The organism is Streptomyces sp. NPDC003034, assembly GCF_053591375.1.
Window position 1 is genome coordinate 40,028 of sequence record NZ_JBSFTS010000009.1, and the last position, 24,949, is coordinate 64,976.

At 73.2% G+C, this 24,949-nt stretch carries 17 protein-coding genes and 1 pseudogene; 8 read left to right on the forward strand and 10 right to left on the reverse strand.

What is annotated here, in order from left to right; genetic code table 11:
• Positions 1 to 109: 109 nt before the first annotated feature.
• The 5 genes and pseudogenes from ACWDX7_RS12360 to ACWDX7_RS12380 all read right to left on the reverse strand — a co-directional run.
• Positions 110 to 1,285 carry an acyl-CoA dehydrogenase family protein gene (locus ACWDX7_RS12360; protein WP_451490533.1) on the reverse strand — a complete coding sequence of 392 codons (1,176 nt, stop codon included), beginning with the start codon at positions 1,283 to 1,285 and terminating at the stop codon, positions 110 to 112.
• Positions 1,282 to 3,252: an ATP-binding protein gene (locus tag ACWDX7_RS12365; protein WP_451490532.1), complete on the reverse strand. Its 1,971-nt coding sequence runs from the start codon at positions 3,250 to 3,252 to the stop codon at positions 1,282 to 1,284. The genes ACWDX7_RS12360 and ACWDX7_RS12365 overlap by 4 nt, the downstream gene beginning before the upstream one ends.
• Before the next feature lie 47 nt (positions 3,253 to 3,299).
• Positions 3,300 to 4,898, reverse strand: coding sequence for an acyl-CoA carboxylase subunit beta (locus ACWDX7_RS12370; protein ID WP_451490531.1), 1,599 nt, complete (start codon positions 4,896 to 4,898; stop codon positions 3,300 to 3,302).
• Positions 4,895 to 6,772, reverse strand: a complete 1,878-nt coding sequence (locus ACWDX7_RS12375; RefSeq protein WP_451490530.1) for an acyclic terpene utilization AtuA family protein — start codon at positions 6,770 to 6,772, stop codon at positions 4,895 to 4,897. Before ACWDX7_RS12375 ends, ACWDX7_RS12370 begins: the two co-directional genes overlap by 4 nt.
• Before the next feature lie 230 nt (positions 6,773 to 7,002).
• Positions 7,003 to 7,797, reverse strand: a pseudogene (locus ACWDX7_RS12380) (TIGR03084 family metal-binding protein); the annotation flags it as partial.
• Positions 7,798 to 8,474: 677 nt separating this feature from the next.
• Between ACWDX7_RS12380 and ACWDX7_RS12385 the strand changes: the two are divergent.
• Positions 8,475 to 9,839: a CocE/NonD family hydrolase gene (locus ACWDX7_RS12385; RefSeq protein WP_451490529.1), complete on the forward strand. Its 1,365-nt coding sequence runs from the start codon at positions 8,475 to 8,477 to the stop codon at positions 9,837 to 9,839.
• 58 nt (positions 9,840 to 9,897) lie between these two features.
• Here ACWDX7_RS12385 and ACWDX7_RS12390 read toward each other — a convergent pair whose 3' ends face one another.
• Positions 9,898 to 10,359: a hypothetical protein gene (locus tag ACWDX7_RS12390; RefSeq protein ID WP_451490528.1), complete on the reverse strand. Its 462-nt coding sequence runs from the start codon at positions 10,357 to 10,359 to the stop codon at positions 9,898 to 9,900.
• A gap of 72 nt (positions 10,360 to 10,431) precedes the next feature.
• On the opposite strand from ACWDX7_RS12390, the gene ACWDX7_RS12395 reads away from it, so the two are divergent.
• Entirely contained in the window at positions 10,432 to 11,445 is a 1,014-nt protein-coding gene (locus ACWDX7_RS12395) for a helix-turn-helix transcriptional regulator (protein WP_451490527.1), read from the forward strand.
• A 118-nt stretch (positions 11,446 to 11,563) separates the two neighbouring features.
• Here ACWDX7_RS12395 and ACWDX7_RS12400 read toward each other — a convergent pair whose 3' ends face one another.
• Complete coding sequence (locus ACWDX7_RS12400; protein WP_451490526.1) at positions 11,564 to 12,583, reverse strand: EamA family transporter; 1,020 nt, start codon at positions 12,581 to 12,583, stop codon at positions 11,564 to 11,566.
• A gap of 123 nt (positions 12,584 to 12,706) precedes the next feature.
• Between ACWDX7_RS12400 and serC the strand changes: the two genes are divergently transcribed.
• Positions 12,707 to 13,825: a phosphoserine transaminase gene (gene serC / locus ACWDX7_RS12405; protein WP_451490525.1), complete on the forward strand. Its 1,119-nt coding sequence runs from the start codon at positions 12,707 to 12,709 to the stop codon at positions 13,823 to 13,825.
• Between the two features lie 266 nt (positions 13,826 to 14,091).
• On the forward strand, positions 14,092 to 17,235 hold the full coding sequence (locus tag ACWDX7_RS12410) for a sacsin N-terminal ATP-binding-like domain-containing protein (RefSeq protein WP_451490574.1): 3,144 nt from the start codon (positions 14,092 to 14,094) through the stop codon (positions 17,233 to 17,235).
• A gap of 85 nt (positions 17,236 to 17,320) precedes the next feature.
• Here the strand turns inward: ACWDX7_RS12410 and ACWDX7_RS12415 are convergent, their stop codons facing one another.
• Together ACWDX7_RS12415 and ACWDX7_RS12420 are read right to left on the reverse strand one after the other, a co-directional pair.
• Positions 17,321 to 19,801 carry an HAD-IC family P-type ATPase gene (locus ACWDX7_RS12415; RefSeq protein WP_451490524.1) on the reverse strand — a complete coding sequence of 827 codons (2,481 nt, stop codon included), beginning with the start codon at positions 19,799 to 19,801 and terminating at the stop codon, positions 17,321 to 17,323.
• Positions 19,802 to 19,970: 169 nt separating this feature from the next.
• Complete coding sequence (locus ACWDX7_RS12420; protein WP_451490523.1) at positions 19,971 to 20,348, reverse strand: DUF2530 domain-containing protein; 378 nt, start codon at positions 20,346 to 20,348, stop codon at positions 19,971 to 19,973.
• A 155-nt stretch (positions 20,349 to 20,503) separates the two neighbouring features.
• Here ACWDX7_RS12420 and ACWDX7_RS12425 point away from each other — a divergent pair, with 155 nt between their 5' ends.
• A complete protein-coding gene (locus tag ACWDX7_RS12425) occupies positions 20,504 to 21,958 on the forward strand; it encodes an NCS2 family permease (RefSeq protein WP_451490522.1) in 1,455 nt (484 codons plus the stop codon).
• Positions 21,959 to 21,969: 11 nt separating this feature from the next.
• Here the strand turns inward: ACWDX7_RS12425 and ACWDX7_RS12430 are convergent, their stop codons facing one another.
• On the reverse strand, positions 21,970 to 22,152 hold the full coding sequence (locus tag ACWDX7_RS12430; protein ID WP_183067875.1) for a ribbon-helix-helix protein, CopG family: 183 nt from the start codon (positions 22,150 to 22,152) through the stop codon (positions 21,970 to 21,972).
• 118 nt (positions 22,153 to 22,270) lie between these two features.
• Between ACWDX7_RS12430 and ACWDX7_RS12435 the strand changes: the two genes are divergently transcribed.
• From ACWDX7_RS12435 to thpR, 3 genes are all read left to right on the forward strand, one after another.
• The gene (locus tag ACWDX7_RS12435) at positions 22,271 to 22,708 is read left to right on the forward strand and encodes a MarR family winged helix-turn-helix transcriptional regulator (protein ID WP_451490521.1); all 438 of its coding nucleotides are present in this window, start codon (positions 22,271 to 22,273) and stop codon (positions 22,706 to 22,708) included.
• A 25-nt stretch (positions 22,709 to 22,733) separates the two neighbouring features.
• Entirely contained in the window at positions 22,734 to 24,137 is a 1,404-nt protein-coding gene (locus ACWDX7_RS12440) for an MFS transporter (protein WP_451490520.1), read from the forward strand.
• A 174-nt stretch (positions 24,138 to 24,311) separates the two neighbouring features.
• Positions 24,312 to 24,866, forward strand: coding sequence for an RNA 2',3'-cyclic phosphodiesterase (gene thpR / locus ACWDX7_RS12445; protein ID WP_451490519.1), 555 nt, complete (start codon positions 24,312 to 24,314; stop codon positions 24,864 to 24,866).
• Positions 24,867 to 24,949 lie beyond the last annotated feature (83 nt).

Consider the following 24,949-nt stretch of genomic DNA (forward strand, 5'->3'; position numbering starts at 1 on the left):
TCCTCCCGCGTCCGGGGGCCCCGGACCGGCAGACCCCCGGGACGGGTGGCCGGGCCGCGGCGTCGAGTTCACGGCTGGCGGCGGTGGGAGTGGGCGGCCTGGCCGGGGGTCAGTAGGACTTGGGGAGGCCCAGGGTCTGGTGGGAGACGAAGTTGAGGATCATCTCCCGGCTGACGGGGGCGATGCGGGCCACCCGGGAGGCCGTGATGAGGGACGCCAGGCCGTATTCGCGGGTCAGGCCGTTGCCGCCCAGGGTGTGGACGGACTGGTCCACCGCCCGCACGCAGGCCTCCGCGGCGGCGTACTTCGCCATGTTCGCCGCCTCGCCCGCCCCCAGGTCGTCGCCGGCGTCGTACAGGTGGGCCGCCTTCTGCATCATCAGGCGGGCCAGTTCCAGCTCGATGTGGGCCTGTGCGAGCGGGTGCGCGACGGCCTGGTGCGCGCCGATGGGCTCCTTCCACACCTGGCGGGTCTTGGCGTAGTCGACCGCCCTGGCGATGGCGTGACGGCCCATGCCGATGGCGAAGGCGGCCGTCATGATGCGCTCGGGGTTGAGCCCGGCGAAGAGCTGGAGCAGCCCCGCGTCCTCGTCGCCGACCAGCGCGTCCGCGGGCAGCCGCACCTCGTCCAGGACCAGTTCGAACTGCTTCTCCGCGGCTTGGACCTCCATGTCGATGACGGAGCGGGAGAAGCCGGCGGTATCACGCGGGACGATGAACAGGCACGGCTTGAGGCGCCCGCTGCGGGCGTCCTCCGTACGGCCGACGATGAGGGTGGCGTCCGCGATGTCGACGCCGGAGATGAAGACCTTGCGGCCGGTCAGGACCCACTCCTCCCCCTCGCGGCGGGCGGTGGTGGTGATCCGGTGCGAGTTGGAACCCGCGTCGGGTTCGGTGATGCCGAAGGCCATGGTGCGGCTTCCGTCGGCGAGGCCGGGGAGCCAGGCCTGCTTCTGGGCCTCCGTGCCGAAGCGGGAGATGACCGTGCCGCAGATGGCGGGCGAGACCACCATCATGAGCAGCGGGCAGCCTGCCGCACCCAGTTCTTCGAGGACGATGGACAGTTCGGCGATGCCGCCGCCCCCGCCGCCGTACTCCTCGGGGAGGTTGACGCCGAGGTAGCCGAGCTTGGCGGCGTCGGCCCAGAGTGCGTCGGGGTGGCCGCCTTCGCGGGCGACACGGGCGAGGTACTCGCGGCCGTAGCGCTGCCCGAGGGCGGCGACCGCCGTGCGCAGGGCCTTGTGCTCGGCGGTTTCGAGAACGGGGGTTGCGATGGCAGGGCTCATGCGTGCGTTTCCTCCTGTGCTTCCTGGACCACGGCGAGCAGGGCGCCCAATTCGACCTGTTGGCCGGTGGCGGCGTGGAGTGCGGTGAGCGTGCCGGAGGAGGGCGAGACGATGCGGTGCTCCATCTTCATGGCCTCCAGCCAGAGCAGGGGCTGCCCGGCGGTGACCGGGCGGCCGGGGGCGAGGCCCTCGGCGACGCGGACGACGGTGCCGGGCATGGGGGCGAGCAGGGAGCCCGGTTCGGTACGGTCCTGGGGATCGGAGAACCGGGGGACGGGGGTGAGGGTGTGGGCGCCGAGCGCGGAGTCCACGTAGACCTCGGACGTGTTCGATTTATGTTTCACGTGGAACAACCGCCGGACTCCCCCGACTTCCAGGCCGACGAGCGTGGGTTCGGCGGACAGGACGCGGATGTCCGGGTGGTCCAGGAGCTCCGGCGGGTGGCCGCCGCGGGCGGGGTGGTAGCGGACCTCGTGGACGGTCCCGGCCGCGTCGTAGCGGCGGATCTGCGGCTGGGAGCGGACATTGCGCCAGCCGCCGAGACGGGTGGTGAGCGGGGCCGCCGGGCCGGGGGCGGCCTCCGCGAGGGCGGCGGCGAGGGCGGACGGGGTGGCGTCCGCGGCGCCCTCGGTGAGGCCGGCGAGGTGGCGCTCGTAGAAGCCGGTGTCGATCCGCCCGGCGGTGAAGTCCGGGTGGCGCAGGGACCGTACGAGGAGTTCGCGGTTGGTCGTGATCCCGTGGATCCGCGCACCGGCCAGGGCGTGGGCGAGGATCCGTACGGCCTCGGCACGGGTGGGGGCGTGGGCGATGAACTTGGCCAGCATGGGGTCGTAGTGGACGCCGACCGTGTCCCCGTCGGTGAAACCGGTGTCGACGCGGACCGTGCCGGGGACGGCGAGCGTGTGCAGGACGCCGCTCTGCGGGCGCCAGTCCCGGGCCGGGTCCTCGGCGTAGAGGCGAGCCTCGACGGCGTGGCCCGTGGGCTCGGGGGGCGCCGGCGGCAAGGCCCCGCCCTCGGCGATGCGCAGCTGTAGGGCGACGAGGTCGAGGCCGAAGACGGCTTCGGTGACGGGGTGTTCCACCTGGAGGCGGGTGTTCATCTCCAGGAAGTACGGGCGGCCGTCCGCGGCGACGAGGAACTCGACGGTGCCGGCGCCCTCGTAGGCAACAGCCCGGGCGGCGGCCACGGCCGAGGCGTGCAGGGTGGTGCGCAGGGACGCGGGGAGTACGGGCGCCGGGGCCTCCTCGATGACCTTCTGGTGGCGCCGCTGGAGGGAGCAGTCGCGGGTGCCGAGCGCCCAGACGGTGCCGTGGGCGTCCGCGAGGATCTGCACCTCGACGTGACGGCCGCGCTCGACGTAGGGCTCCGCGAAGACCTCGCCGTCACCGAAGGCCGAGCGCGCCTCGGCGGAAGCGGTGTCCAGCGCCTCCTTCAGGGTGTCGAGGTCGCGGACCACGCGCATCCCGCGCCCGCCGCCTCCGGCGGCGGCCTTGAGGAGCAGGGGCAGATCGGTGGCGGTGGCGCGGGCCGGGTCGACGGGATCGAGGAGCGGTACCCCGGCGGCGCGCATCAGCTCCTTGGCCCGCGTCTTGGAGGCCATGGCCTCGATGGCCTCGGGCGGCGGGCCGATCCAGGTCAGGCCCGCGGCCAGGACGTCGCGGGCGAAGCCGGCGTGCTCGGAGAGGAAGCCGTAGCCCGGGTGGACGGCGTCGGCCCCGGCGGCCAGGGCGGCTTCGATGATCAGATCGCCGCGCAGGTAGGTGTCGGCGGGCGCCGCGCCGGGGAGGCGTACGGCCGCGTCGGCGTCCCGGACGTGCAGGGCGCGGGCGTCCGGGTCGGAGTGGACGGCGACGGTGGCGAGGCCCATGGCGCGGGCCGTGCGGAAGATCCGGACGGCGATCTCACCGCGGTTGGCCACCAGTACGGAGTGCAGGGTCTTGGGCGGGGTCAGGTGCGAAGTCGTCATGCGTGAGGTCGTCGGGTGCGGGGTCTTGTGCAGGGTCATGTGCGGGCTCACATCCGGAAGACGCCGAAGCCGCCGCGGGCGCCCTCGACGGGGGCGTTGTGGACGGCCGAAAGGCACAGGCCGAGGACGGTGCGGGTGTCGCGCGGGTCGATGACCCCGTCGTCGTACAGCCGCCCGGACAGGAACATCGGCAGGGACTCGGACTCGATCTGCGCCTCCACGAAGGCCCGCATCCCGGCGTCGGCCTCCTCGTCGTACGCCTGCCCCCTCGCGGCGGCGGACTGCCGCGACACGATGGAGAGCACGCCCGCGAGCTGCTGGGCTCCCATGACGGCGGACTTGGCGCCGGGCCAGGCGAAGAGGAAGCGGGGCTCGAAGGCGCGGCCGCACATGCCGTAGTGGCCGGCGCCGTAGGAGGCTCCGATGAGGACGGAGAGGTGGGGGACGCGGGAGTTGGAGACCGCGTTGATCATCATCGAGCCGTGCTTGATGATGCCGCCCTGCTCGTACTCCTTGCCCACCATGTAGCCGGTGGTGTTGTGGAGGAAGAGGAGCGGGATGTCGCGCTGGTTGGCGAGCTGGATGAACTGGGCGGCCTTCTGCGACTCGGCACTGAAGAGCACGCCCTGGGCGTTGGCGAGGATGCCCACCGGGTAGCCGTGGAGCGTGGCCCAGCCGGTGACCAGGCTGGTTCCGTACAGGGGCTTGAACTCGTCGAAGTCGGAGGCGTCGACGATACGGGCGATGACCTCGCGCGGGTCGAAGGGCGTTTTGAGGTTGGCCGGGACGATGCCGAGCAGCTCCTCGGCGTCGTACGCCGGCTCCTCGGCCCGGGGCGGGTCGGGTCGCGCCTTGCGGTGGTTGAGGCGGGCGACGACACGGCGGGCCTGGCGGATGGCGTCGGGCTCGTCCAGGGCGTAGTGGTCGGCGAGCCCGGAGGTACGGGCGTGCATATCGGCTCCGCCGAGGGACTCGTCGTCGCTCTCCTCGCCCGTGGCCATCTTGACCAGGGGCGGACCGCCGAGGAACACCTTGGAGCGGTCCTTGATCATGATGGTGTGGTCGGACATGCCGGGGATGTACGCGCCTCCGGCGGTGGAGTTGCCGAAGACGACCGCGACGGTCGCGATGCCCTCGGCCGAGAGCCGGGTGAGGTCGCGGAAGATCGCACCGCCCGGGATGAAGATCTCCTTCTGGGAGGGGAGGTCGGCGCCGCCGGACTCCACGAGGCTGACGCAGGGCAGGCGGTTCTGCCGGGCGATCTCGTTGGCCCGCAGGGCTTTCTTCAGGGTCCAGGGGTTGCTGGCGCCGCCGCGGACGGTGGGGTCGTTGGCGGTGATGAGGCACTCGACGCCCTCGACCGTGCCGATGCCGGTGACCATCGAGGCGCCGACGGGGTAGTCGCTGCCCCAGGCCGCGAGCGGGGACAGCTCCAGGAAGGGGGTGTCCGGGTCGAGGAGCAGCTCGATGCGTTCGCGGGCCAGGAGTTTGCCCCGGGTGCGGTGGCGGGCGGTGTACTTCTCGCCGCCGCCCTGGAGGGCCTTGGCGTGTTCGGCGTCGAGGGCGGCGAGGCGTTCGAGGGCGGCGGTGCGGGCGGCGACGTGGTCGGGGGCGAGGGGGTCGACGGTGGTGGCGAGACGGGTCATGGGCGGGTCACCTCCGGTGGGGTCGCGGTCGTGTGGCCCGGCGCCGGTGCGTCAGCGGCGCCGTGCGGGGTCGGGGCGGGGCCCGGGCGGCGGGCCGGGGCCGGCGCCCCGGCCGATGGTGGGGGCGGAGGCGGCGGTGGGGCCGGGGGTGGGAGGAGGTGGGTGGGGATGTCGAGGTGGCGGGCGCGCAGCCATTCGCCGAGGGCCTTGGCCTGGGGGTCGAAGCGGTGCCCGGAGGCCACGCCGTCGCCGAGGATGCCGGTGACGGTGAAGTTCAGGGCGCGCAGGCGCGGCAGGACGTGGCGGGCCACCGCCAGGGGCCGGGTCTCCGGGAGCAGGTCCTGGAACACCTCAACGGTCAGCACCTCCTGAAGCCAGTGCCAGGCTTCGTCGGACTCGGCCCACACCCCGACATTCGCGTCACCGCCCTTGTCGCCGCTGCGCGCCCCGGCCACCGCGCCCAGGGGTGCGCGGGTCGTCGGCAGCCCGGGGTGGCGCTGCCCCGCCTCTCCCCCGCTCCCGGTGCCCCCGTGCGGCTCCGCCGCAGGGGAAGGCGGTGCGGGGCGGGGCGTCGGGGGCGGGGGGATCCGGATGCGGGAAAAGTCCGGGAGGACTGCCGTGTGGGGGACCGAGGCGGAGGGGACGGAGGCCGAGGTGAAGATTCCGTACGGCTGGGCGGGGGCGGGTGGGGAGGTGACGTGGAAGCCCGGATAGCTGCCGAGGGCGAGTTCGACGGCCGCCGAGGTCAGGGCGCGGCCGACGGGCTCCGGGGACGGGTCGCGGACGACCAGGCGCAGCAGGGCACTGGCCGTCTCCTGGGTCGCGGCGTCCTCGTGGTCGGTGCGCGACAGGGTCCAGGCGGACTCGGCCACCCCGGCCAGGGCTTCGGCGAGCTGTGCCCGGACCAGATCCGCCTTCGCCTCGATGTCCAGGCCGGTGAGGACGAAGACCACCTCGTTGCGCCAGCCGCCGATGCGGGTGACGCCCACCTTGAGGGTGGACGGCGGGGGCTCGCCCACGACTCCCGTGATGCGTACGCGGTCGGGGCCCGGCTCCTCCAGGCGGATCGTGTCGAGGCGGGCCGTCACGTCCGGGCCGAGGTAGCGCACGCCCTGGGTCTCGTAGAGCAGCTGGGCCGTGACGGTGCCGGTGGTGACGGCTCCGCCCGTGCCCGGATGCTTGGTGATCACCGATGACCCGTCCTCGGAGATCTCCGCGAGGGGGAAGCCCGGGCGGCGGACGTCGTGCGCGGTGAAGAAGGCGTAATTGCCACCGGTGGCCTGCGTGCCGCATTCCAGCACGTGGCCGGCGACCACAGCCCCCGCAAGCCGGTCGTAGTCCTCGGGCGCCCAGTCGAACCACCAGGCCGCCGAGCCGCTGACCAGCGCCGCGTCCGTGACCCGCCCGGTCACGACCACGTCCGCGCCCGCCCGCAGGCAGGCGGTGATCCCGGCGCCGCCGAGGTAGGCGTTGGCCGTCAGGGCGCCGTCCCCGTACGGCATCAGGTCATCGCCCTCGACGTGGGCGACGCGAACGGGGACGCCCGCCTCGGCCGCCAGGGCGCGGACTGCGGCGGCGAGTCCGGCGGGGTTGAGGCCGCCCGCGTTGGCGACGATCCGTACGCCCCGCTCCCGCGCGAGCCCGAGCCCGTCCTCCAACTGGCGGAGGAAGGTCTTGGCGTAGCCGAGGTCCGGATTCCTCAGGCGGTCGCGGCCGAGGATGAGCATGGTCAGCTCGGCCAGGTAGTCCCCGGTCAGCACGTCCAGCGGGCCGCCGGTCAGCATCTCGCGCAGGGCGCTGAAGCGGTCGCCGTAGAAGCCGGAGGCATTGCCGATGCGCAGGGGACGGCGGCCGGGCACCGAAGGCCGGCTCATCGGGCGGACTCCGGGGCGGGTGCGGAATCCGGTGCGGGCGGGGTCCGCGGTGCGGGCCCGGCGCCCGGCGCGGCTTCCCGTACGGAATCCGGCGCGGGCGGGGTCTGCGATGCGGGCCCGGCGCCCGGCGCGGCTTCCCGTGCGGAATGCGGCGCGGGCGGGGTCTGCGGCGCGGGATCCGCAGTCCGATCCGCCGTCCCACCCCGACTCGGGGCCTGCGCGGGCGTGGGAGCCGCGGTCGGTGCGCGGCCGGGGCCGGGCGGGCCCGCGAAGGCCTGGGCGATGTCCAGCCAGCGGTCCGCGTCGTCGCCGACCGCGCGCAGGGCGAGGTCCGCCCGGTGGGCCCGCCGCGTCACCAGGAGGCAGAAGTCGAGGGCCGGGCCCGTGATCCGCTGCCGGGCCCGCGCGGGCCCGTACGTCCACACGCCCGCGCCATCGGGCGCGGCCAGCTCGACCCGGAACTCTTCGGCGGGGGCGGGCAGTGCGCGTACGGAGTAGGCGTAGTCGCGGGCCCGTACCCCGATCCGCGCCACGTGCCGCAGCCGCGCGGTCGGCGTGCGGCGTACGCCGAGCGCGTCGGCCACGTCCTGGCCGTGCGCCCAGGTCTCCATGAGACGGGCGCTCGCCATCGAGGCGGCCTTCATCGGCGGCCCGTACCAGGGGAACCGGGTGTCGGGCGAAGCCGCTGCGAGCGCCTCGTCCAGGGCGCTGCGCCCGACGCGCCAGCGGTCCAGCAACTCGGCGGGAGCCAGCGCCGCACCCTCGCGCGCTCCCTCGTCCACGAAGGAATCGGGCGCCTTCAGAGCCTCCTCCACCAGACGGCCGAAGCCGGCGGCGTCGGTGAGGGAGACCAGCGCGGCCCGGTCCGTCCAGTGCAGATGGGCGATCTGGTGCGCGATGGTCCAGCCGGGCGCGGGGGTGGGAAGGGCCCAGGCGGACGGGGCCAACTGCCCCATGAGCCCATCGAGTTCTCGTCCCTCCTCGCGCAGATCGGCGAAGACGGAGCCAGCGGACGGATCGAGCACGGTGCGCTCCCCTCTCGGCGTGAGGGGAAGAGTGGCAGCCTCCAGCAAAACAATCAAGCACGCTTGCATGATTTTTGGCAGGAGCGGCGCGTTCTGGCCACGGTCCCAACTGCCCTGCTGGGAAAGGGAAGTGGCGAACACGCCTGACGGCCTCAGGTCCGGGCGTACGCGGAGCACCGGACACCGGAGGGCGATTCAGGCCGTAAGCCGGAAACTCGCGATACGTCACCGATGTCCGGTCGATACTGGGCTCTCGGCCGAGCTTGCCGCTGACTTCCGCAGCGCCTCACGGAACACGCCACGCACCGTTCCACCGCACATTCCGCTCCGGGCCCGGACGCGGCGCGCACCACGTTCACACCCCCTGTCGTCCGACGACGACGCCGACGCCGACGCCGAAGAGGTTGAACCGACGTGACACCAGCTGCCGACTCCGCTCCCTCCTTCTCCCTCCACCCCCAGCTCGACGCCGCCGCCCTCACCGCCTTCGTCACGGCCCTGGAGAGCGGTGACGTCACCGGCCTCGCCCCCGCCCGCGCCGCCGAGGTCGCCGAGGCCCGCTCGGTCGCCGTCTTCAGCCGCGTCAAGGTGACCGGCCACGGCGGGGACCAGCTCGCCGCCGCGCTCTGGCGGCACACCGGGCCCGAGCCGCGGCCGGTCATCGTGATGCCCTCGCCGTGGACCAGCCTCGGCTGGCTCGCGTACGCCGTCCAGGCGCCCTCTTCGCGACCCGCGGCTACAACGTCCTCGCCTACACGACCCGCGGCTTCGCCGGCTCGCAGGGCCAGGTCGACGTGGCGGGCCCGTTCGACGTCGCCGACGCCCGCCTGGCCCTGGACCACCTCATCGAGCGCACCGCCGGCCCGGTGACGAGGATCGGCTTCCTCGGGGACTCGTACGGATCCGGCATCAGCCAGCTGGCCGCCGCGCACGATCCCCGCGTCGACGCCGTGGTCGCCCTCAGCACCTGGGGCGACCTCGGGGAGGCCTTCTACGAGAACTCAACCCGCCACATCGCGGCCGTACGGGCGCTCCTGAAAGCGGCCGAGAAGGCGCGGCTGAGCGAGCAGACCCGGGCCGTCTTCGACAACGTGCTCGCCAACCGCGACATCGCGGGCACCCTGCGCTGGGCGGAGGCACGCTCCCCCTTCACCCACATCAAGGAGCTCAACGGCCGCCAGGTGCCCGTCTTCTTCTCCCACGCCTGGCACGAGACGCTCTTCCCGGGCAACCAGACCCTGAAGATGTTCAACGAGCTCACCGGCCCCAAGCGGCTGGCCTTCTCCATCGGCGACCACTCCGGCCCGGAGGCGGCCGGCATGCTCGGCCTGCCCAACCGGATCTGGACGGACGCACACCGCTGGTTCGACCACCACCTCAAGGGCATCGACAACGGCATCGGCGCCGAAGGCCAGGTGGTCAGCGAGGTGATGTGGAGCAAGGCCCTGGAGCCCCGTCCGACCTGGCCCTCCCTCACCGAGGAGGTACGCCGGCTGCACCTCGTCGGCGGCGGGGAGCTGGCCGAAGAGCCGGAGGCCGGCTGGACGGCGAACGTGCTGTGCGGAATCGACACCCCGGCGACCGTCGCCGACGCCGTCGTCACCTCCGGCTACCAGGAGATCGCCGGCCGCCCGAAGGTCTACCGGACGGACGACATCGACCGCAGCGTCTGCGCCGTATGGACCGCGGCCCCGGCGCCGGAGACCACCCGGCTGCGCGGCACGCCCAGGCTCCGCGTCACCTACCGGGCACCGAACCCGGGCTCGACCTTCTTCGCCTACCTCCTCGACGCGGCGCCCGACGGCACGGCGCACCTCGTCACGCACGCCCCGTACAGCGACCTCGGCTCGGCGCCCGACAGCCTGATCAGCGCGGACGTCGAACTCCAGGCCACGGCGTACGACGTCCCGCGCGGGCACCGGCTGATGCTGGTGATCGACGCCCGCGACCCCTTCTACGGGGACGCCAACCTGCCGCGCGCCACGCTGGCCTTCACCTCGCCGGAGCCGACGCCCTCGTATCTGGACCTGCCGCTGGGATAGCAGCCGGTACCCGCCCGCGCCGGCCGGCCCCCCGTGACCGGCCGGAGCGGGCGTACCGCTACAGCGCCTCGGGACGACGGGTGAAGTCCATCGTCCAGTTGCGCAGCCAGCTCCCGCCCCCGTCCAGCGAGAAGAACTGCTCCCACCGGGGGGAACCGGTTTCCGTCCCCGACCACACGCAGCGCACCCGCACCGGCTTCCCGTCGTGCGTGTCATCGCCCTCGAAAACGCCCCGGCCGCCCTCGAAGCGGCCGGTGACGGGCGGGAACAGGGTGCCGGTACGGCGGCTCGCCCAGGAGAGCGACCACTGCTCGCGCTCACGGTCGTACAGGGCCAGGGTGATTCCGGCGAAGCCCTTCGTCGGGAACTCGATCTCGTCGAAGTTCGCGCCGCCGTCGAAGTGCCGGGAGGCGCGCGACACCGCCGGGAACTCCTCCCACTGGCTGTCGGCGTCGAGGAAGTCGGTGCGCCAGCGGTTGGTGACGTCCCAACTGCCGACGAGGAAGTCGAAGTCGTGCATGCGGTGTGCGCTCCCTTGGCCGTGTGGCGGTACGAGGGAACGGTAGGGACGCTTCACTGACATCCTGTGTCAGTGAAGTCCAGCCGCCTGCTCTCGATCCTCCTGCTCCTCCAGACCCGGGGCCGGATGACCGCCGCCGAGCTCGCGCGCGAGCTGGAGGTGTCCGTACGCACGGTCTACCGCGACGCGGAGGCGCTGGCCGCGGCGGGCGTGCCGCTGTACGGGGACGCCGGGCACAGCGGGGGCTACCAGTTGCTCGCCGGCTACCGGACCCGGCTCACCGGACTCAGCCCGGACGAGGCGGAGGCGCTGTTCCTGACGGGCATGCCGGGACCGGCGGCGGAACTGGGCCTGGGCCGGGCCCTGGCGACGGCCCAGCTGAAGCTGCGCGCCGCCCTGCCCGCGGAGCTGCGGGAGCAGGCGGACCGGATGCGGCTGCGCTTCCACCTGGACGCGCCCGGCTGGTACGCCGAGCACGAGGAGACCCCGTACCTCGCGCAGGTCGCCGACGCGGTGTGGCGGGGGCGGGTGATCGAGATCGGCTACCGGCGGTGGAAGGAACCGCAGGAGGTGGAACGGCGCCTCGCTCCGTACGGCCTCGTCCTGAAGGCCGGGCGCTGGTACCTGGTGGCGAGCCCCACCGCGCCGGACGGACCCACCGCGCCGGAGGGACCCGGCGGGTCCGGCAGACCCACCGGACCGCTGACGTACCGGGTGGACCAGATCCTCGGAGTCACGGAGACCACCGAGGAGTTCGAACTGCCCGACGGCTTCGACCTGGCCGCGCACTGGCGGCAGAGCCAGGCCGACTTCCATGCGCGGCTCCACCCTGAGGAGGCGGTCGTACGCCTCTCCCCGCGAGCCGTGGACCGGCTGTCGGGCCTCCAGGCCCGCGCGGTGACCGCCACCGGCACACCCGACACGGAGCTCCCCGGATGGACGCGGGCCGTGCTGCCGATCGAGTCGGCGCAGCACGCGCAGGCGCAGCTCCTCGCCCTCGGCCCGGAGGCGGAGGTCCTGTCCCCGCCGGCCCTGCGGGCCGCCATCAGGACCGCGCTGACGGCCATGGCGGCCCGCTACGCCTGAGGCTGTCCCGTCGTCCCCCGGCGCCCCGTCGTCCCCCGGCGCGACGGCCGGGCGGGACCGGCCGCGCCGAGGCTCCCTTGGACCGCGCCCCCGCCGCCCCCGCAGCCCCGGCCCGGCCTCAGGCGGGCTGTTTGCGGATCTGGGAGCGGACCGCGCCCATGCTCGCGGCGATCACCAGGGCGATGGCCAGCGCGTCCAGGGCCGACAGGGCCTGGTTCAGGACGAGGAAACCCGCGGTGGCGGCGATCGCGGGTTCCAGGCTCATTAGGATCGCGAAGGTCGGGGCGGGAATCCGGCGCAGCGCCAGCAGCTCCAGGGTGTACGGGAGCACCGAGGACAGGACGGCCACGCCCAGGCCCAGCGCGAGCGTGCTCGGGACCAGCAGGTCGGAGCCGGCTTCGACCACGCCGAGCGGGAGCGAGAGCACCGCGGCCACCGCCATCGCCAGGGCCAGGCCGTCCGCCTGCGGGAAGCGGCGGCCCGTACGCGCGCTGAACACGATGTACGCGGCCCACATCCCGCCCGCTCCGAGCGCGAAGGCGGCGCCCGCGGGGTCGAGGGAGCCGAAGCCGGAACCACCGCCGTGGCCGGACAGCAGGACCACGCCGGCGAGGGCCAGCCCCGCCCACAGCAGGTTCACCAGGCGGCGGGAGACGATCACCGACAGGGCGAGCGGTCCGAGGACCTCCAGCGTGACGGCCGGGCCGAGCGGGATCCGGTCCACGGCCTGGTAGAAGAGGCCGTTCATGCCGGCCATGGTCACGCCGAAGGCGAGCACCGTGCCCCAGTCCGCGCGGGAGTAGCCCCGCACTCTGGGGCGGCACAGGAGCAGCAGCACGATCGCCGCGGCCGCGAGGCGCAGGGTGACGACGCCCGCCGCACCCGCTCGCGGCATCATCACGACCGCGAGGGCGGCGCCGAACTGCACCGAGACCCCCGCCGAGATCACCAGGGCGACGGGGCCGAACCGCCCGGCAGCGAACCGCCCGCCGCCGAACCGCCCCGCACCGAACCGCCCGCCGAACCGCCCCGCACCGCGCCCCTCGGGTCCGGCCGACGGAGCGGCCGAGGACGCGGCGCTCGACGGCACGTCGGTCGCGGAGGGCGAACAGGGTGATGCGGGTGAGGAGGCGGTCATTCATCCAGACTAAGCGCACGTAAGGAGTGCCCATGCGCGGCTTGCCTTACAGCGACGCGCTGACGCGTCTCATCCGGTGGACGCGTCTGCGTCGCCCGCACCCGGACCCGATACGCTCCGCCCGTGGCTGAGATCCAGATTCCCGCTGACATCAAGCCCGCCGACGGACGCTTCGGCGCGGGCCCCTCCAAGGTGCGGACCGAGGCGCTGGACGCCCTCGCCGCCACCGGAACCTCCCTGCTCGGAACCTCGCACCGCCAGGCGCCGGTCAAGAACCTGGTCGGCTCGGTGCGCCAGGGCATCCGGGACCTCTTCTCCCTTCCCGAGGGCTACGAGGTGATCCTGGGCAACGGCGGCTCCACCGCCTTCTGGGACATCGCGACGCACGGACTGATCGAGCGGAAGTCCCAGCACCTGGCCTTCGGCGAGTTCTCGTCCAAGTTCGCCACGGCCGCGAAGCTCGCGCCGTGGCTCGACGCGCCGACCGTGATCTCCTCCGAGCCGGGCACGCACCCCGAGCCGCAGGCCGAGGCGGGAGTGGACGTATACGCCTACACCCACAACGAGACCTCGACGGGTGTCGCGGCGCCGCTGAAGCGCGTCGCGGGCGCCGACGCCGGATCCCTCGTCCTGGTGGACGCCACCTCGGGCGCCGGCGGCCTGCCGGTGGACATCACCGAGACGGACGTCTACTACTTCGCCCCGCAGAAGTCCTTCGCCTCGGACGGCGGCCTGTGGCTGGCCGCGTTCTCCCCGGCGGCCCTGGAGCGCGCACAGCGCGTGCACGCCTCCGGCCGGCACGTCCCGGAGTTCTTCTCGCTGCCGACGGCGATCGACAACTCGCTCAAGAACCAGACGTACAACACCCCGGCACTGGCCACCCTCTTCCTGCTGAACGAGCAGCTCCAGTGGATGAACAGCCAGGGCGGCCTGGAGTTCACGACCGGCCGTACGGCGGCCAGCGCGCGCAACCTGTACGGCTGGGCCGAGGCGTCGAAGTACGCCAGCCCGTTCGTCGTGGACGCCGACAAGCGCTCCGCCGTCATCGGCACGATCGACTTCTCGGACGACATCGACGCGGCGGCCGTCGCCAAGGTGCTGCGCGCCAACGGCATCGTGGACACCGAGCCGTACCGCAAGCTCGGCCGCAACCAGCTGCGCGTCGCGATGTTCCCGGCGATCGACCCGGCGGACGTGCAGGCGCTGACCGCCTGCATCGACTACGTGATCGGCGAGCTCTAACTCGCTGAGGTCTGAGGCGAAACCCCCGGCGACCCGAGGTCGCCGGGGGTTTCGTCGTCACCTCCCGCCCGGGGAAGCGACGGCAGGGCGACGGGACAGCCGCACGCGGCGGGCTCCGCCCGGTCACCCGCCGTGGCCGCCGTACCTCCCGGCCAACGCCCGGGTGCCGACGCCGTGGTGTCCGCCCACCTCGCGGGCAAGCGGTAGGGGGTGTACGCGATACCTTCATGCTCTAGGCAAGAAATCTTGGAGGCAGCGGCGTGAGCGTGCGAGTGACGGCGACCGAAAGCGGCGTGGACCCCTTCGGCACGGCCCGGCTGCGACGCGGGGTGCTCGACGCCTGGGGCGCGGGCCCCGCCCGGTTCCGCGAGGACGCCAACGCCGAGGAGGACCTCGCGCTCGGCGGCTACCGCGACCGGCTCGTCGTCGAGCTGGCGCAGAACGCCGCCGACGCGGCGGCCCGGGCGGGCGTGCCCGGCCGGCTGCGGCTGACCCTGCACCCGGGCGAGGGCGGGCACGGGGTGCTGGCCGTCGCCAACACCGGCGCCCCGCTGGACGCGACGGGCGTGGAGTCGCTGAGCACCCTGCGCGCCTCCGCGAAGCGCGGCGACGCGACGCCCGGAGCGGCAGCCCCCGGACAGGCCCCCTGGGAGAGCGTCGGCCGCTTCGGCGTCGGCTTCGCGGCCGTCCTCGCCGTGTCCGACGAGCCCGCCGTACTGGGCCGCCACGGCGGGGTGCGCTGGTCCCTCGCCGAGGCCCGTGAGCTCGCCCGGGGCGCAGCCGTCGGCAGCCCCGGCCTCGGCGACGAGCTGCGCCGCCGCGACGGCCACGTCCCGCTGCTGCGCCTGCCCCTGCCCGCCGAGGGCAGCGCGCCCGAGGGCTACGACACCGTCGTCGTGCTTCCGCTGCGCGACGCCCTCGCCGAGGACCTGGTGGAGCGGCTGCTGGCCGGCATCGACGACGCGCTGCTCCTGACCCTGCCCGGGCTGCACGAGGTCGTGGTGGACACCCCGGCCGGCGCCACCCGCACCCTGCGCCGCCGCGACGAGGGGCCGTACACCGTCATCGAGGACTCCCTCACGGGCACCATGCGCTGGCGCACCGTCCGCCACGGCGGCGCCATCGAGCGGGCGCTGCTCGCCGACCGGCCCGTCGAGGAGCGCCTGCGGCCCTTCTGGTCGGTGTCCTGGGCCGTGCCCGTCGACGCCGAGGGTGCCCCGCTGTACCCGGCCACCGCACCCGTCGTGCACGCGCCGACCCCCACCGACGAGCCACTGGGCATCCCCGGCCTGCTCATCGCGACCCTGCCGCTGGACACCACCCGCCGCCACCCCGCGCCGGGACCGCTGACCGACTTCCTGGTGGAGCGCGCGGCCGACGCGTACGCCGAACTCCTCGGCTCCTGGGATCCGGTGAGCACCGCGCTGGTGGACCTGGTGCCCGGACCGCTCGGCAAGGGCGAGCTGGACGGCGCGCTGCGGGCGGCCGTGCTGCGGCGGCTGCCCCGTACGGCCTTCCTCGCTGCCGCCGCGCCCCCCGAGCACCCTGAGGAGCGGACCGCGCTGCGCCCCTTCGAGGCCGAGGTGGTCGAGGGCGCGGGCGCCGAGACCGTACAGGTCCTCGCCGAGGTCCTGCCGACCCTCCTCCCGGCGGGCCTGGAGCGCCGCCCCGAGCTGCGCACCCTGGGCGTCGGACGGCTCCCGCTGGGCGATGCCATCGAGCGGATCGCGGGCATCGAGCGGACCCCCGACTGGTGGCACCGCCTCTACGACAGCCTCGCCGGGGTGGACCCCGACCGGCTGTCCGGGCTGCCCGTGCCGCTGGCCGACGGCCGGACCGCCATCGGCCCCCGCCACCTGCTGCTGCCGGACGCGGACACCCCGGCCGACCTGACCCGTCTCGGCCTCAAGGTGGCCCACCCGGACGCGGCGCACCCGCTCCTGGAGAAGCTCGGAGCCCTCCCGGCCACCCCACGGGCCGTGCTGACGACCCCGCAGGTGCGGGCGGCCGTCGCGGCCTCCCTGGACGCCGGGGAGATCTGGGACGAGGACGCGCTCGACGCCGAGGAGCTGGCGGATGTGGTCCTGGGCCTGGTCCGGGACGCCGATCTGGCGCCGGGCGACGAGCCCTGGCTGGGCGCGCTGGCCCTTCCGGACGAGGACGGCGAGCTCACTCCGGCGGGCGAACTGCTCCTGCCGGGATCGCCGCTGGCCTCGGTCATCCGCGAGGACGAGGTCCCGTACTGCGACGCTCGGCTGGTGGAGAGGTGGGGTGCGGACCCGCTGACGGCCTGCGGGGTGCTGGCCGCCTTCCAGCTCGTCCGCGCCACCGACGTCGTCCTGGACCCGGACGAACTGGAGCCCCGCGAGGGCGATTTCGCCGAACCGGACGACGTCGGCCTGCTGGACGCGGTGGACGTGTGGTGCGAGGACCTCCTCGACCAGCTGCCGCACACCGCCGTCCCCCCGGTGGCGACCGAGATCGTCGCCGTCCGCGATCTCGACCTGGTCGATGACGACTGCTGGCCGCAGGCGCTGGCGATGCTGGCGCAGCCGCCGCTGCGCGACGCGCTGACCCAGCCCGTGCGCGTCCTCCTTCCGGACGGCACCACCCAGTCGGTGCGCCCGTACACCGCCTGGTGGCTGCGCGACCACCCGGTCCTCGACGGCCGCCGCCCGGCGGGCCTGCGCGCGGCGGGCGGCGACGCGCTGCTGGAGGGGCTCTACACCTCGGCGGACGCCACGGGCTTCGAGGACGAGCAGGTGCTGCGGGCCCTGGGCGTACGGACCACCGTACGGGCCCTGCTGGACGAACCCGGCGGCGCCGCCGAGCTGCTGGCCCGCCTCGCCGACCCGGACCGCGAGGTCACCGACCGCCAGCTGTACGGGCTGTACAGCGCCCTGGCCGACCTGGATCCCGAGCAGGTCACCCTCCCGGACGACCTGCGCGCGGTGGTGGACGGCGCGGTCCGCGTCGTGGACGCGGGCGACGCCGTCATCGCCGACGCCCCGGACCTCCTCCCCCTGACGGAGGGACTGCCGCTGCTGCCGGTGACGCCGTCCCGCGCGGCGGACCTCGCGGACCTGCTCCAGGTCCGACGCCTGTCGGAGACGGTCCCGGCGGAGGTCACCACACCGGGCGAGGAGCACGAGGTACCGCAGTCCGTGGTCCAGCTCCTCGGGCCCGCCACCCCGAGGGTGTACATCGAGCACGAGGAACTGATCGCCGGCGGCACCGAACTGGACTGGCGCCGCACGCCCGACGGCACGGTCCACGCCTCCACCCTGGAGGGCGTGGCGGCGGGCCTGGCCTGGTCGGCCGGCCAGTGGCCGCGCCGCTTCGAGGTGGCGGCCCTCCTGGAGGACCCGTCCCGCACGGCGGAACTGGCCCGCGACCGCTGGTTCGACTGAGAGGCCCGGTGACGGGCGGGGCCGTCCACGGGCGCAGGCGGTGTACGGGCCCGGGGGCGGGCCCCGCGCCGCCCCCCGGCCCCGCTCACGCCGGGAACCGGCGGTCGACCCAGCGGAAGGTGAACTCGATCAGGGCGGCGGCGCCCGCCGCGACGCCCACGGCGATCCACGGCATCGTGGTGCCCTCCAGCTTGAGCTGGAAGAAGTCCTGCAGCCACGGCACGACGAGGACGATGAGGAAGGCGCCCCCCATCGCGCCGACCAGGCCGACCCGCCACCACGTGTACGGGCGGGCGATGATCGCCAGCACCCACATCGAGGTCAGGAACAGCGCGAGCGTCGCCGCGCTGGTCTCCGACTTCAGGGCGTCCGCGCCGGTGTAGTGGTGGCGCGCGACCAGGTACGTCACGAAGGTGGCCGTCGCCGCGACCACGCCGCCCGGGATCGCGTACCGCATCACCCGCCTGACGAAGTGCGGCCTCGCGCGTTCCTTGTTCGGGGCCAGCGCCAGGAAGAAGGCCGGGATGCCGATGGTGAGGGTGGACAGCAGCGTCAGGTGGCGTGGCAGGAAGGGGTACTCGACCTGCGAGCAGACCACCAGGATGGCCAGCAGCACCGAATAGACCGTCTTCGTGAGGAAGAGGGTGGCGACGCGGGTGATGTTGCCGATGACCCGGCGGCCCTCGGCGACCACCGAGGGGAGGGTCGAGAAGCTGTTGTTGAGGAGGACGATCTGCGCGACGGCGCGGGTGGCCTCCGAGCCGGAGCCCATGCTGACGCCGATGTCCGCGTCCTTCAGCGCGAGCACGTCGTTGACGCCGTCGCCGGTCATCGCCACCGTGTGCCCCCTGGACTGCAGGGCGCCGACCATGTCCCGCTTCTGCTGCGGGGTGACGCGTCCGAAGACGGAGTTCTTGTCGAGGGCCTCCCCCATGCCGGGCCGCTCGGGCGGCAGGGTGCGGGCGTCCACGGTGTTCTCCGCGCCCGGCAGCCCCAGCTTGCCGGCGACCGCGCCGACGGAGACCGCGTTGTCACCGGAGATGACCTTGGCGCTGACGTCCTGGTCCTCGAAGTAGCGCAGCGTCTCGGCGGCGTCGGGGCGCAGTCGCTGCTCCAGTACGACCAGCGCGACCGGCTCGGCCCCGGTCGCCACGGCCTCGTCGTCCAGTTCGCGGCCGGACCTGGCCAGGAGCAGGACCCGTAGCCCCTGTTCGTTGAGGTGGTCGATCTCGCCGAGCGCCGGATCACCGGCCGCCAGCAGCACGTCGGGGGCGCCGAGCAGCCAGGTGTTGTTCTCCCCGTCGCCCTCGCTGAAGCTGGCGCCGCTGTACTTGCGGGCGGAGGAGAACGGCAGCGACTCGGTGCAGCGCCACTCCGGGGTGACGGGGTAGGCGTCGATGATCGCCTGCAGGCTGGCATTGGGCCGGGGATCGGATTCGCCGAGCGCGCCCAGCACCTTCTGGACGTACGCCGTGTCCGCGCCGCCGAGCGGGCGGAGCTCGGTGACGTCCATGCCGCCCTCGGTGAGGGTGCCGGTCTTGTCGAGGCAGACCACGTCGACGCGGGCGAGGCCCTCGATCGCGGGGAGCTCCTGGACCAGGCACTGCTTGCGGCCGAGCCGGATCACGCCGATCGCGAAGGCCACGGAGGTGAGGAGCACGAGCCCCTCGGGGATCATCGGGACGATGCCGCCGACGGTCCGGGCGATGGAGTCCTTGAGGTTGGAGTCCTTGACGACCAGCTGGCTGATGATCAGGCCGACGGAGGTCGGGATCATCATCCACGTGACGTACTTGAGGATGGTGGAGATGCCGGAGCGCAACTCCGAATGGACGAGGGTGAAGCGGGAGGCCTCTTCGGCCAGCTGCGCGGCGTAGGCCTCGCGGCCGACCTTGGTCGCGGTGAAGGCGCCGCCGCCGGCCACGACGAAGGAGCCGGACATCACCTGGTCGCCGGGCCTCTTCAGGACGGGGTCGGCCTCGCCGGTGAGCAGCGACTCGTCGATCTCCAGGCCGTCGGCCTCGCCGACGTCGCCGTCCACGACCACCTTGTCGCCGGGGCCGAGCTCGATGACGTCGCCGAGGACGATCTCGGAGGTGGGGATGCCGGCCGTCCTGCCGTCGCGGCGGACACTGGGCCTGGCCTCGCCGATGACGGCGAGGCCGTCCAGGGTCTTCTTGGCGCGCAGCTCCTGGATGATGCCGATGCCGGTGTTCGCGATGATGACGAAACCGAAGAGGCTGTCCTGGATGGGCGCGACGAACAGCATGACCACCCAGAGCACGCCGATGATCGCGTTGAAGCGGGTGAGGACATTGGCGCGGATGATCTCGGTGGTGGAGCGCGAGGAGCGTACGGGGACGTCGTTGACGTCTCCCCGGGCGACCCGTTCGGCGACTTCGGCGGTGCTCAGGCCGCCGGGCTTGAACGCGGGGGCGGGGGCGGGCGGCTCCACGGGGTGGACCGGGTCCAGCTCGAAACCCGCCGCGATGGCGGTGCGGCCGCCGACGGCCCTGCCGGCGCCCGGCTCCGGTCCATCAGATTCGATCTTCGCCCGCTGAGTCATGCTTTCGACGGTAAGGGGGGCGGCACTGGTTGACCCCCCGAGCGGGATGAAGATGCGACTTCAGGATGAGGGAAATCGTCCCGGGGTCGGGCGGCGCGCGCGGGGCGCCGAGCCGGCGCCGCGCCACCGTGGAGCGAGGAGCGTGGAGCGAGAAGCGTGGAGCGTGGAGCTACGAAGCCGCGCTGCCCTGCGCGCCCGGCTCGCCGTGGTCCGCCTGGTCAGCGCGGTCCGTCCGGTCCGCCCGCTCCGCCCGGTCCGCCCGGTCCGCCCCCGCGGCGGGGTCCGCGTCTGCCTCCGCGTCGGCTTCCGCTTGGCGCTTGAGCGCCGCCTCGCGCCCCCGGACGTACCAGATGCCGATCAGTCCGAGGAAGCCCCCGGCCGCACAGGTCCACACCCACCACAGCCGGCCCCGGTCGGCGAACCATCCGTAGAAGGGCAGCTGGACGAGGAAGAGGGCGAACCAGAGGATCGTGCCTCCGGTGACGGTCGCGACGACCGGGCCCTCAAGGGGCTCGGGTGCCTCGTGCTTCGCAGTCCATTTCGCCATGCGGCAAGTCTAGGGGTGCCGCCCGATCCACCTCGGGGCCGTGCGGCCTCGGGGCATCTACGCGCGGAGATGGACGCGCCTTCGTTCATGTGTTCATACTGAAACGGTTTGGGCGTGGCCCATTTTCTTCGTAGGAACCACCCAATGAGGACGGTATGACCACCCCCGCCCCCGCCTCCGCGCCCACCGCCCCCGAGCCCTCCCCCGGGGGAACGACCGGACTGGATCGCTACTTCAAGATCTCCGAGCGCGGCTCGACCGTGGCCCGCGAGGTCCGTGGCGGCTTCGCGACCTTCTTCGCGATGGCGTACATCATCGTGCTCAACCCGATCATCCTGGGCAGCGCGAAGGACATGTACGGTCACCAGCTCGACGGTGGCCAGCTGGTGACGGCGACCGTGCTGACGGCCGCCTTCTCCACGCTCCTCATGGGTGTCATCGGCAACGTCCCGATCGCCCTCGCCGCCGGTCTGGGCGTGAACACCGTCGTCGCCCTCCAGCTCGCCCCGCGCATGAGCTGGGCCGACGCCATGGGCATGGTGGTCCTGGCCGGGTTCGTGGTGATGCTGCTGGTCGCCACCGGCCTGCGCGAGCGGGTCATGAACGCCGTGCCCCTGGGCCTGCGCAAGGGCATCGCCATCGGCATCGGCCTCTTCATCATGCTGATCGGCCTGGTCGACTCCGGCTTCGTCTCCCGCATCCCGGACGCCGCGCACACCACGGTCCCGCTCCAGCTCGGCTCGGGCGGCCACCTGCTCGGCTGGCCGGTCCTGATCTTCGTCGTCGGCGTACTGCTGACCCTCGCGCTGCTGATCCGCAAGACGCCCGGCGCGATCCTGATCTCCATCGTGGTCATGACCGTCGTCGCGGTCGCCGTGCAGCTGATCGCGGAACTGCCCGCCACGGCGTGGGGCCTCACCGTCCCCGAGTGGCCGGGCAATCCGCTCGCCGCGCCCGACTTCGGGCTGGTCGGGCAGGTCAGCCTGTTCGGCGGCTTCGGGAAGGTCGGCCTGCTGACGGGCCTGCTCTTCGTCTTCACGGTGCTGCTGTCCTGCTTCTTCGACGCCATGGGCACCATCCTCGGCGTCGGCGACGAGGCCAAGCTGATCGACCGGAACGGCGACTTCCCCGGCATCAACCGGGTCCTGCTGGTGGACGGCCTGGCCGTCGCCTCGGGCGGCGCGACCTCGTCCTCCGCCACCACCTGCTTCGTGGAGTCCACGGCCGGGGTCGGCGAGGGCGCCCGTACGGGCCTGGCGAACGTGGTGACGGGCGGCCTCTTCGCCGTGGCGCTCTTCCTCACCCCGCTCGCGACGATGGTCCCCTCCCAGGCCGCCACACCCGCCCTGGTGGCGGTGGGCTTCCTCATCCTGGCGGGCTCGGTGAAGGACATCGACTGGGGCGACTTCACCATCGCCGTCCCGGCCTTCCTGGCCATGGTGATGATGCCCTTCACCTACTCGATCACCAACGGCATCGGCATCGGCTTCGTGAGCTTCTGCGCGCTGCGCCTGGCGACGGGCCGCGGCCGCGGCGTGCCGGTGGCGATGTACGTCGTGGCGGCGGTCTTCGTCTTCTACTACGCGCTGCCGGCCCTCGGCCTCACGTAAGCCGCAGGGCCTCATGTGAGGCCGTAGAACTTCTCCGTCTCGTCGACGGCCGCCTTGAAGCGCTCGTCGAAGTCATCGCGAATGAGCGTCCGGACGACATAGTCCTGGACGCTCATTCCGCGTTTGGCGGCGTGGATCCGGAGCCTTTCGAGGAGCTCCCCGTCTATGCGCATGCTGAGCACATGTGTCCCCATGGCGAAAGACTCGGGGCAGACGCCGCCTACGCGTGTCACTTTCCGCGCCGGACTCACCCGTACGAGTGACGGAGATAACCGGTGGTCCTTAGCTAGGGTAATGAGTTATTCTAAGGACATGCTTGACCTCACCCATGGCGACGACGCCGCCGCCGTGAACGACCTCCGCTCCGCCGTCATGCGACTGGGCCGGCGCCTGAAGCACCAGCGCGTCGACGAATCGCTGAGCCCGACCGAGATGTCGGTCCTCGGCACCCTCGCCCGCTGCGGCCAGGCCACCCCCGGTGAGCTGGCCCGCCGCGAGCACGTCCAACCGCCGTCAATGACACGCATCGTCGCGCTGCTGGAGGCCAAGGGACTGGTCAGGCTGGAGCCGCACCCCGACGACCGCCGCCAGAAGGTGGTCAGCCAGACGGAGGAAGCCGTGGCGATGCTCGAAGAGAGCCGCCGCAAGCGCAACGCCTTCCTGGCCGGGCTCGCGGCCGAGCTGACCGAGGACGAGTGGGCCAAGCTGCGCGAGGCCGCACCCGTCCTGGAGAAGCTCGCACACCTGTAGGAACGACGCCAGGAGGCGAACGCTTTTGAGTACGGGAACCGGAGCAAACTCCGCACCCGGCCACATATCCACCCCCGCTACCGCAGCGACCGCGGGCACCGCGCCCACGGGCACCGCACCCGCACAAACCGCACCCGCACAAACTGCGCCGCCCGCGGGCAAGAACTCGATGTTCAGCTCGCTCAAGATCCGGAACTACCGGCTCTTCGCGACCGGCCAGGTCGTCTCGAACACCGGCACCTGGATGCAGCGCATCGCCCAGGACTGGCTGGTGCTGTCCCTGACCGGTTCGGCCTCCGCCGTCGGCATCACCATCGCCCTGCAGTTCCTGCCGATGCTGGTGTTCGGCCTCTACGGAGGCGTCCTCGCCGACCGGCTGCCCAAGCGGCCCCTGCTGATCGGCACCCAGGGCGCGATGGGCCTGACCGGCATCGCACTCGCCGCGCTCACCCTGGCCGGACACGTCCAGGTCTGGCACGTCTACCTCGCCGCCTTCCTGCTGGGCCTCGTCACCGTCGTGGACAACCCGGCCCGGCAGACCTTCGTCTCGGAGATGGTCGGCAAGGACCAGCTGGCCAATGCCGTCAGTCTCAACTCGGCCAACTTCCAGTCCGCGCGGCTGGTCGGCCCGGCGCTCGCCGGTGTGCTGATCACCGCCGTCGGCTCCGGCTGGGCCTTCCTGCTGAACGGCCTGTCGTTCGCCGCGCCCATCGCCGGCCTGCTGGTGATGCGCGTGCACGAGCTGCACCCCGTCGAGCCGCGCCCCCGCACCAAGGGCCAGCTCCGCGAAGGCCTGCGCTACGTCGCCGGCCGCCCGGAGCTGATCTGGCCGATCGCACTCGTGGGCTTCATCGGCACCTTCGGGTTCAACTTCCCGATCTGGCTGTCGGCGTTCGTGAGCAACGTCTTCCACGGCGACGCGGGCACTTACGGGCTCTTCAACACGCTGATCGCCGCGGGCTCCCTGGCGGGCGCCCTCCTCGCGGCCCGCCGCGGGCAGCCGAGGCTGCGCCTGCTGGTGACGGCCGCCGTGCTCTTCTCGGTCCTGCTGCTCGTGACCGCCTTCGCGCCCGGCTTCTGGCTGTTCGCCGCGCTGCTCGTACCCATCGGGATCTTCGGCCTGACCGTCAACGTCACGGCCAACTCCAGCGTCCAGATGGCGACGGACCCGGAGATGCGCGGCCGCGTCATGGCCCTGTTCATGATGGTGTTCACCGGCGGCACCCCCCTCGGCGCCCCGCTGGTGGGCTGGATCACGGACACCTACGGCGCACGGATCGGCATGGCCGCGGGCGGTGTCGTCTCCCTGGCCGCCTCGGTCGCCATCGCGGTGGTCCTGGCCCGGATCGGCAACCTCCGCCTGCGCGTGAACCGCCACGGCGTGGCCTTCGTCCCCTCCTCCCGCCGCGACCTGGTCACGGCGGCCTAGGTCCGTCCGGGCGATCTTCGTGGATCAGTCCGCGTTGTCTGGTGCGGTGCATCGCAAGGCGCAGGGGCGCAGCTCGTACGTGGCCGTACTCGCGCGCTCCGACAACGCAGGGAGGCGCCGTGCCAGGCAGCGCGGGCCCACGGAGATCGGCCGGGCAGGGCCTAGTCTCGCCGCATGAGACTCTTCGCCGCTGTGCTGCCGCCCGCGGCAGCGGTCGCCGAACTGGCCGATGCCGTGCGGGGGTTGCCCCGTGATCCCGCGCTGCGGTGGACCGGGGAGGCGGCCTGGCACTTCACGCTCGCCTTCATGGGGGAGGTACGGGACGAGGTGCTGCCGGAGCTGCACGTACGGCTGGCCCGGGCCGCAGCCCGCAGTGCGCCCTTCGCGCTGCGCCTGCACGGCTCCGGGCACTTCGGGGAGCACGTCCTGTGGGTCGGCGCCGCCGGGGGCATCGACGCGATGCGGATGCTCGCCGAGCGGGCCGACGCCGCCGCCCGCCGGGCCGGCGTACCGATGGAGCAGCACCGCCGGTACACACCGCACCTCACCGTGGCCCGGTCCCGTGGCGGAACCGACCTGCGGCCGTACGCGGACGGGCTCGCGGCCTTCGAGGGCGCCCCCTGGCAGGTGTCCGAACTGAGCCTGGTGCGCAGCCGCCTGCCCGTGGACGGGGTCCCCGGGGAGCAGCCGCGCTACGAGGTCGTCGCGGCCTGGCCGCTGGGCCGCTGAGAGCCGGCCCGCCGCCCGACACCAGGCCGGTGACGCCGTGATCTGCGACACCCGACGAGACCCGGGCCCGGGAGCGGCCCGGC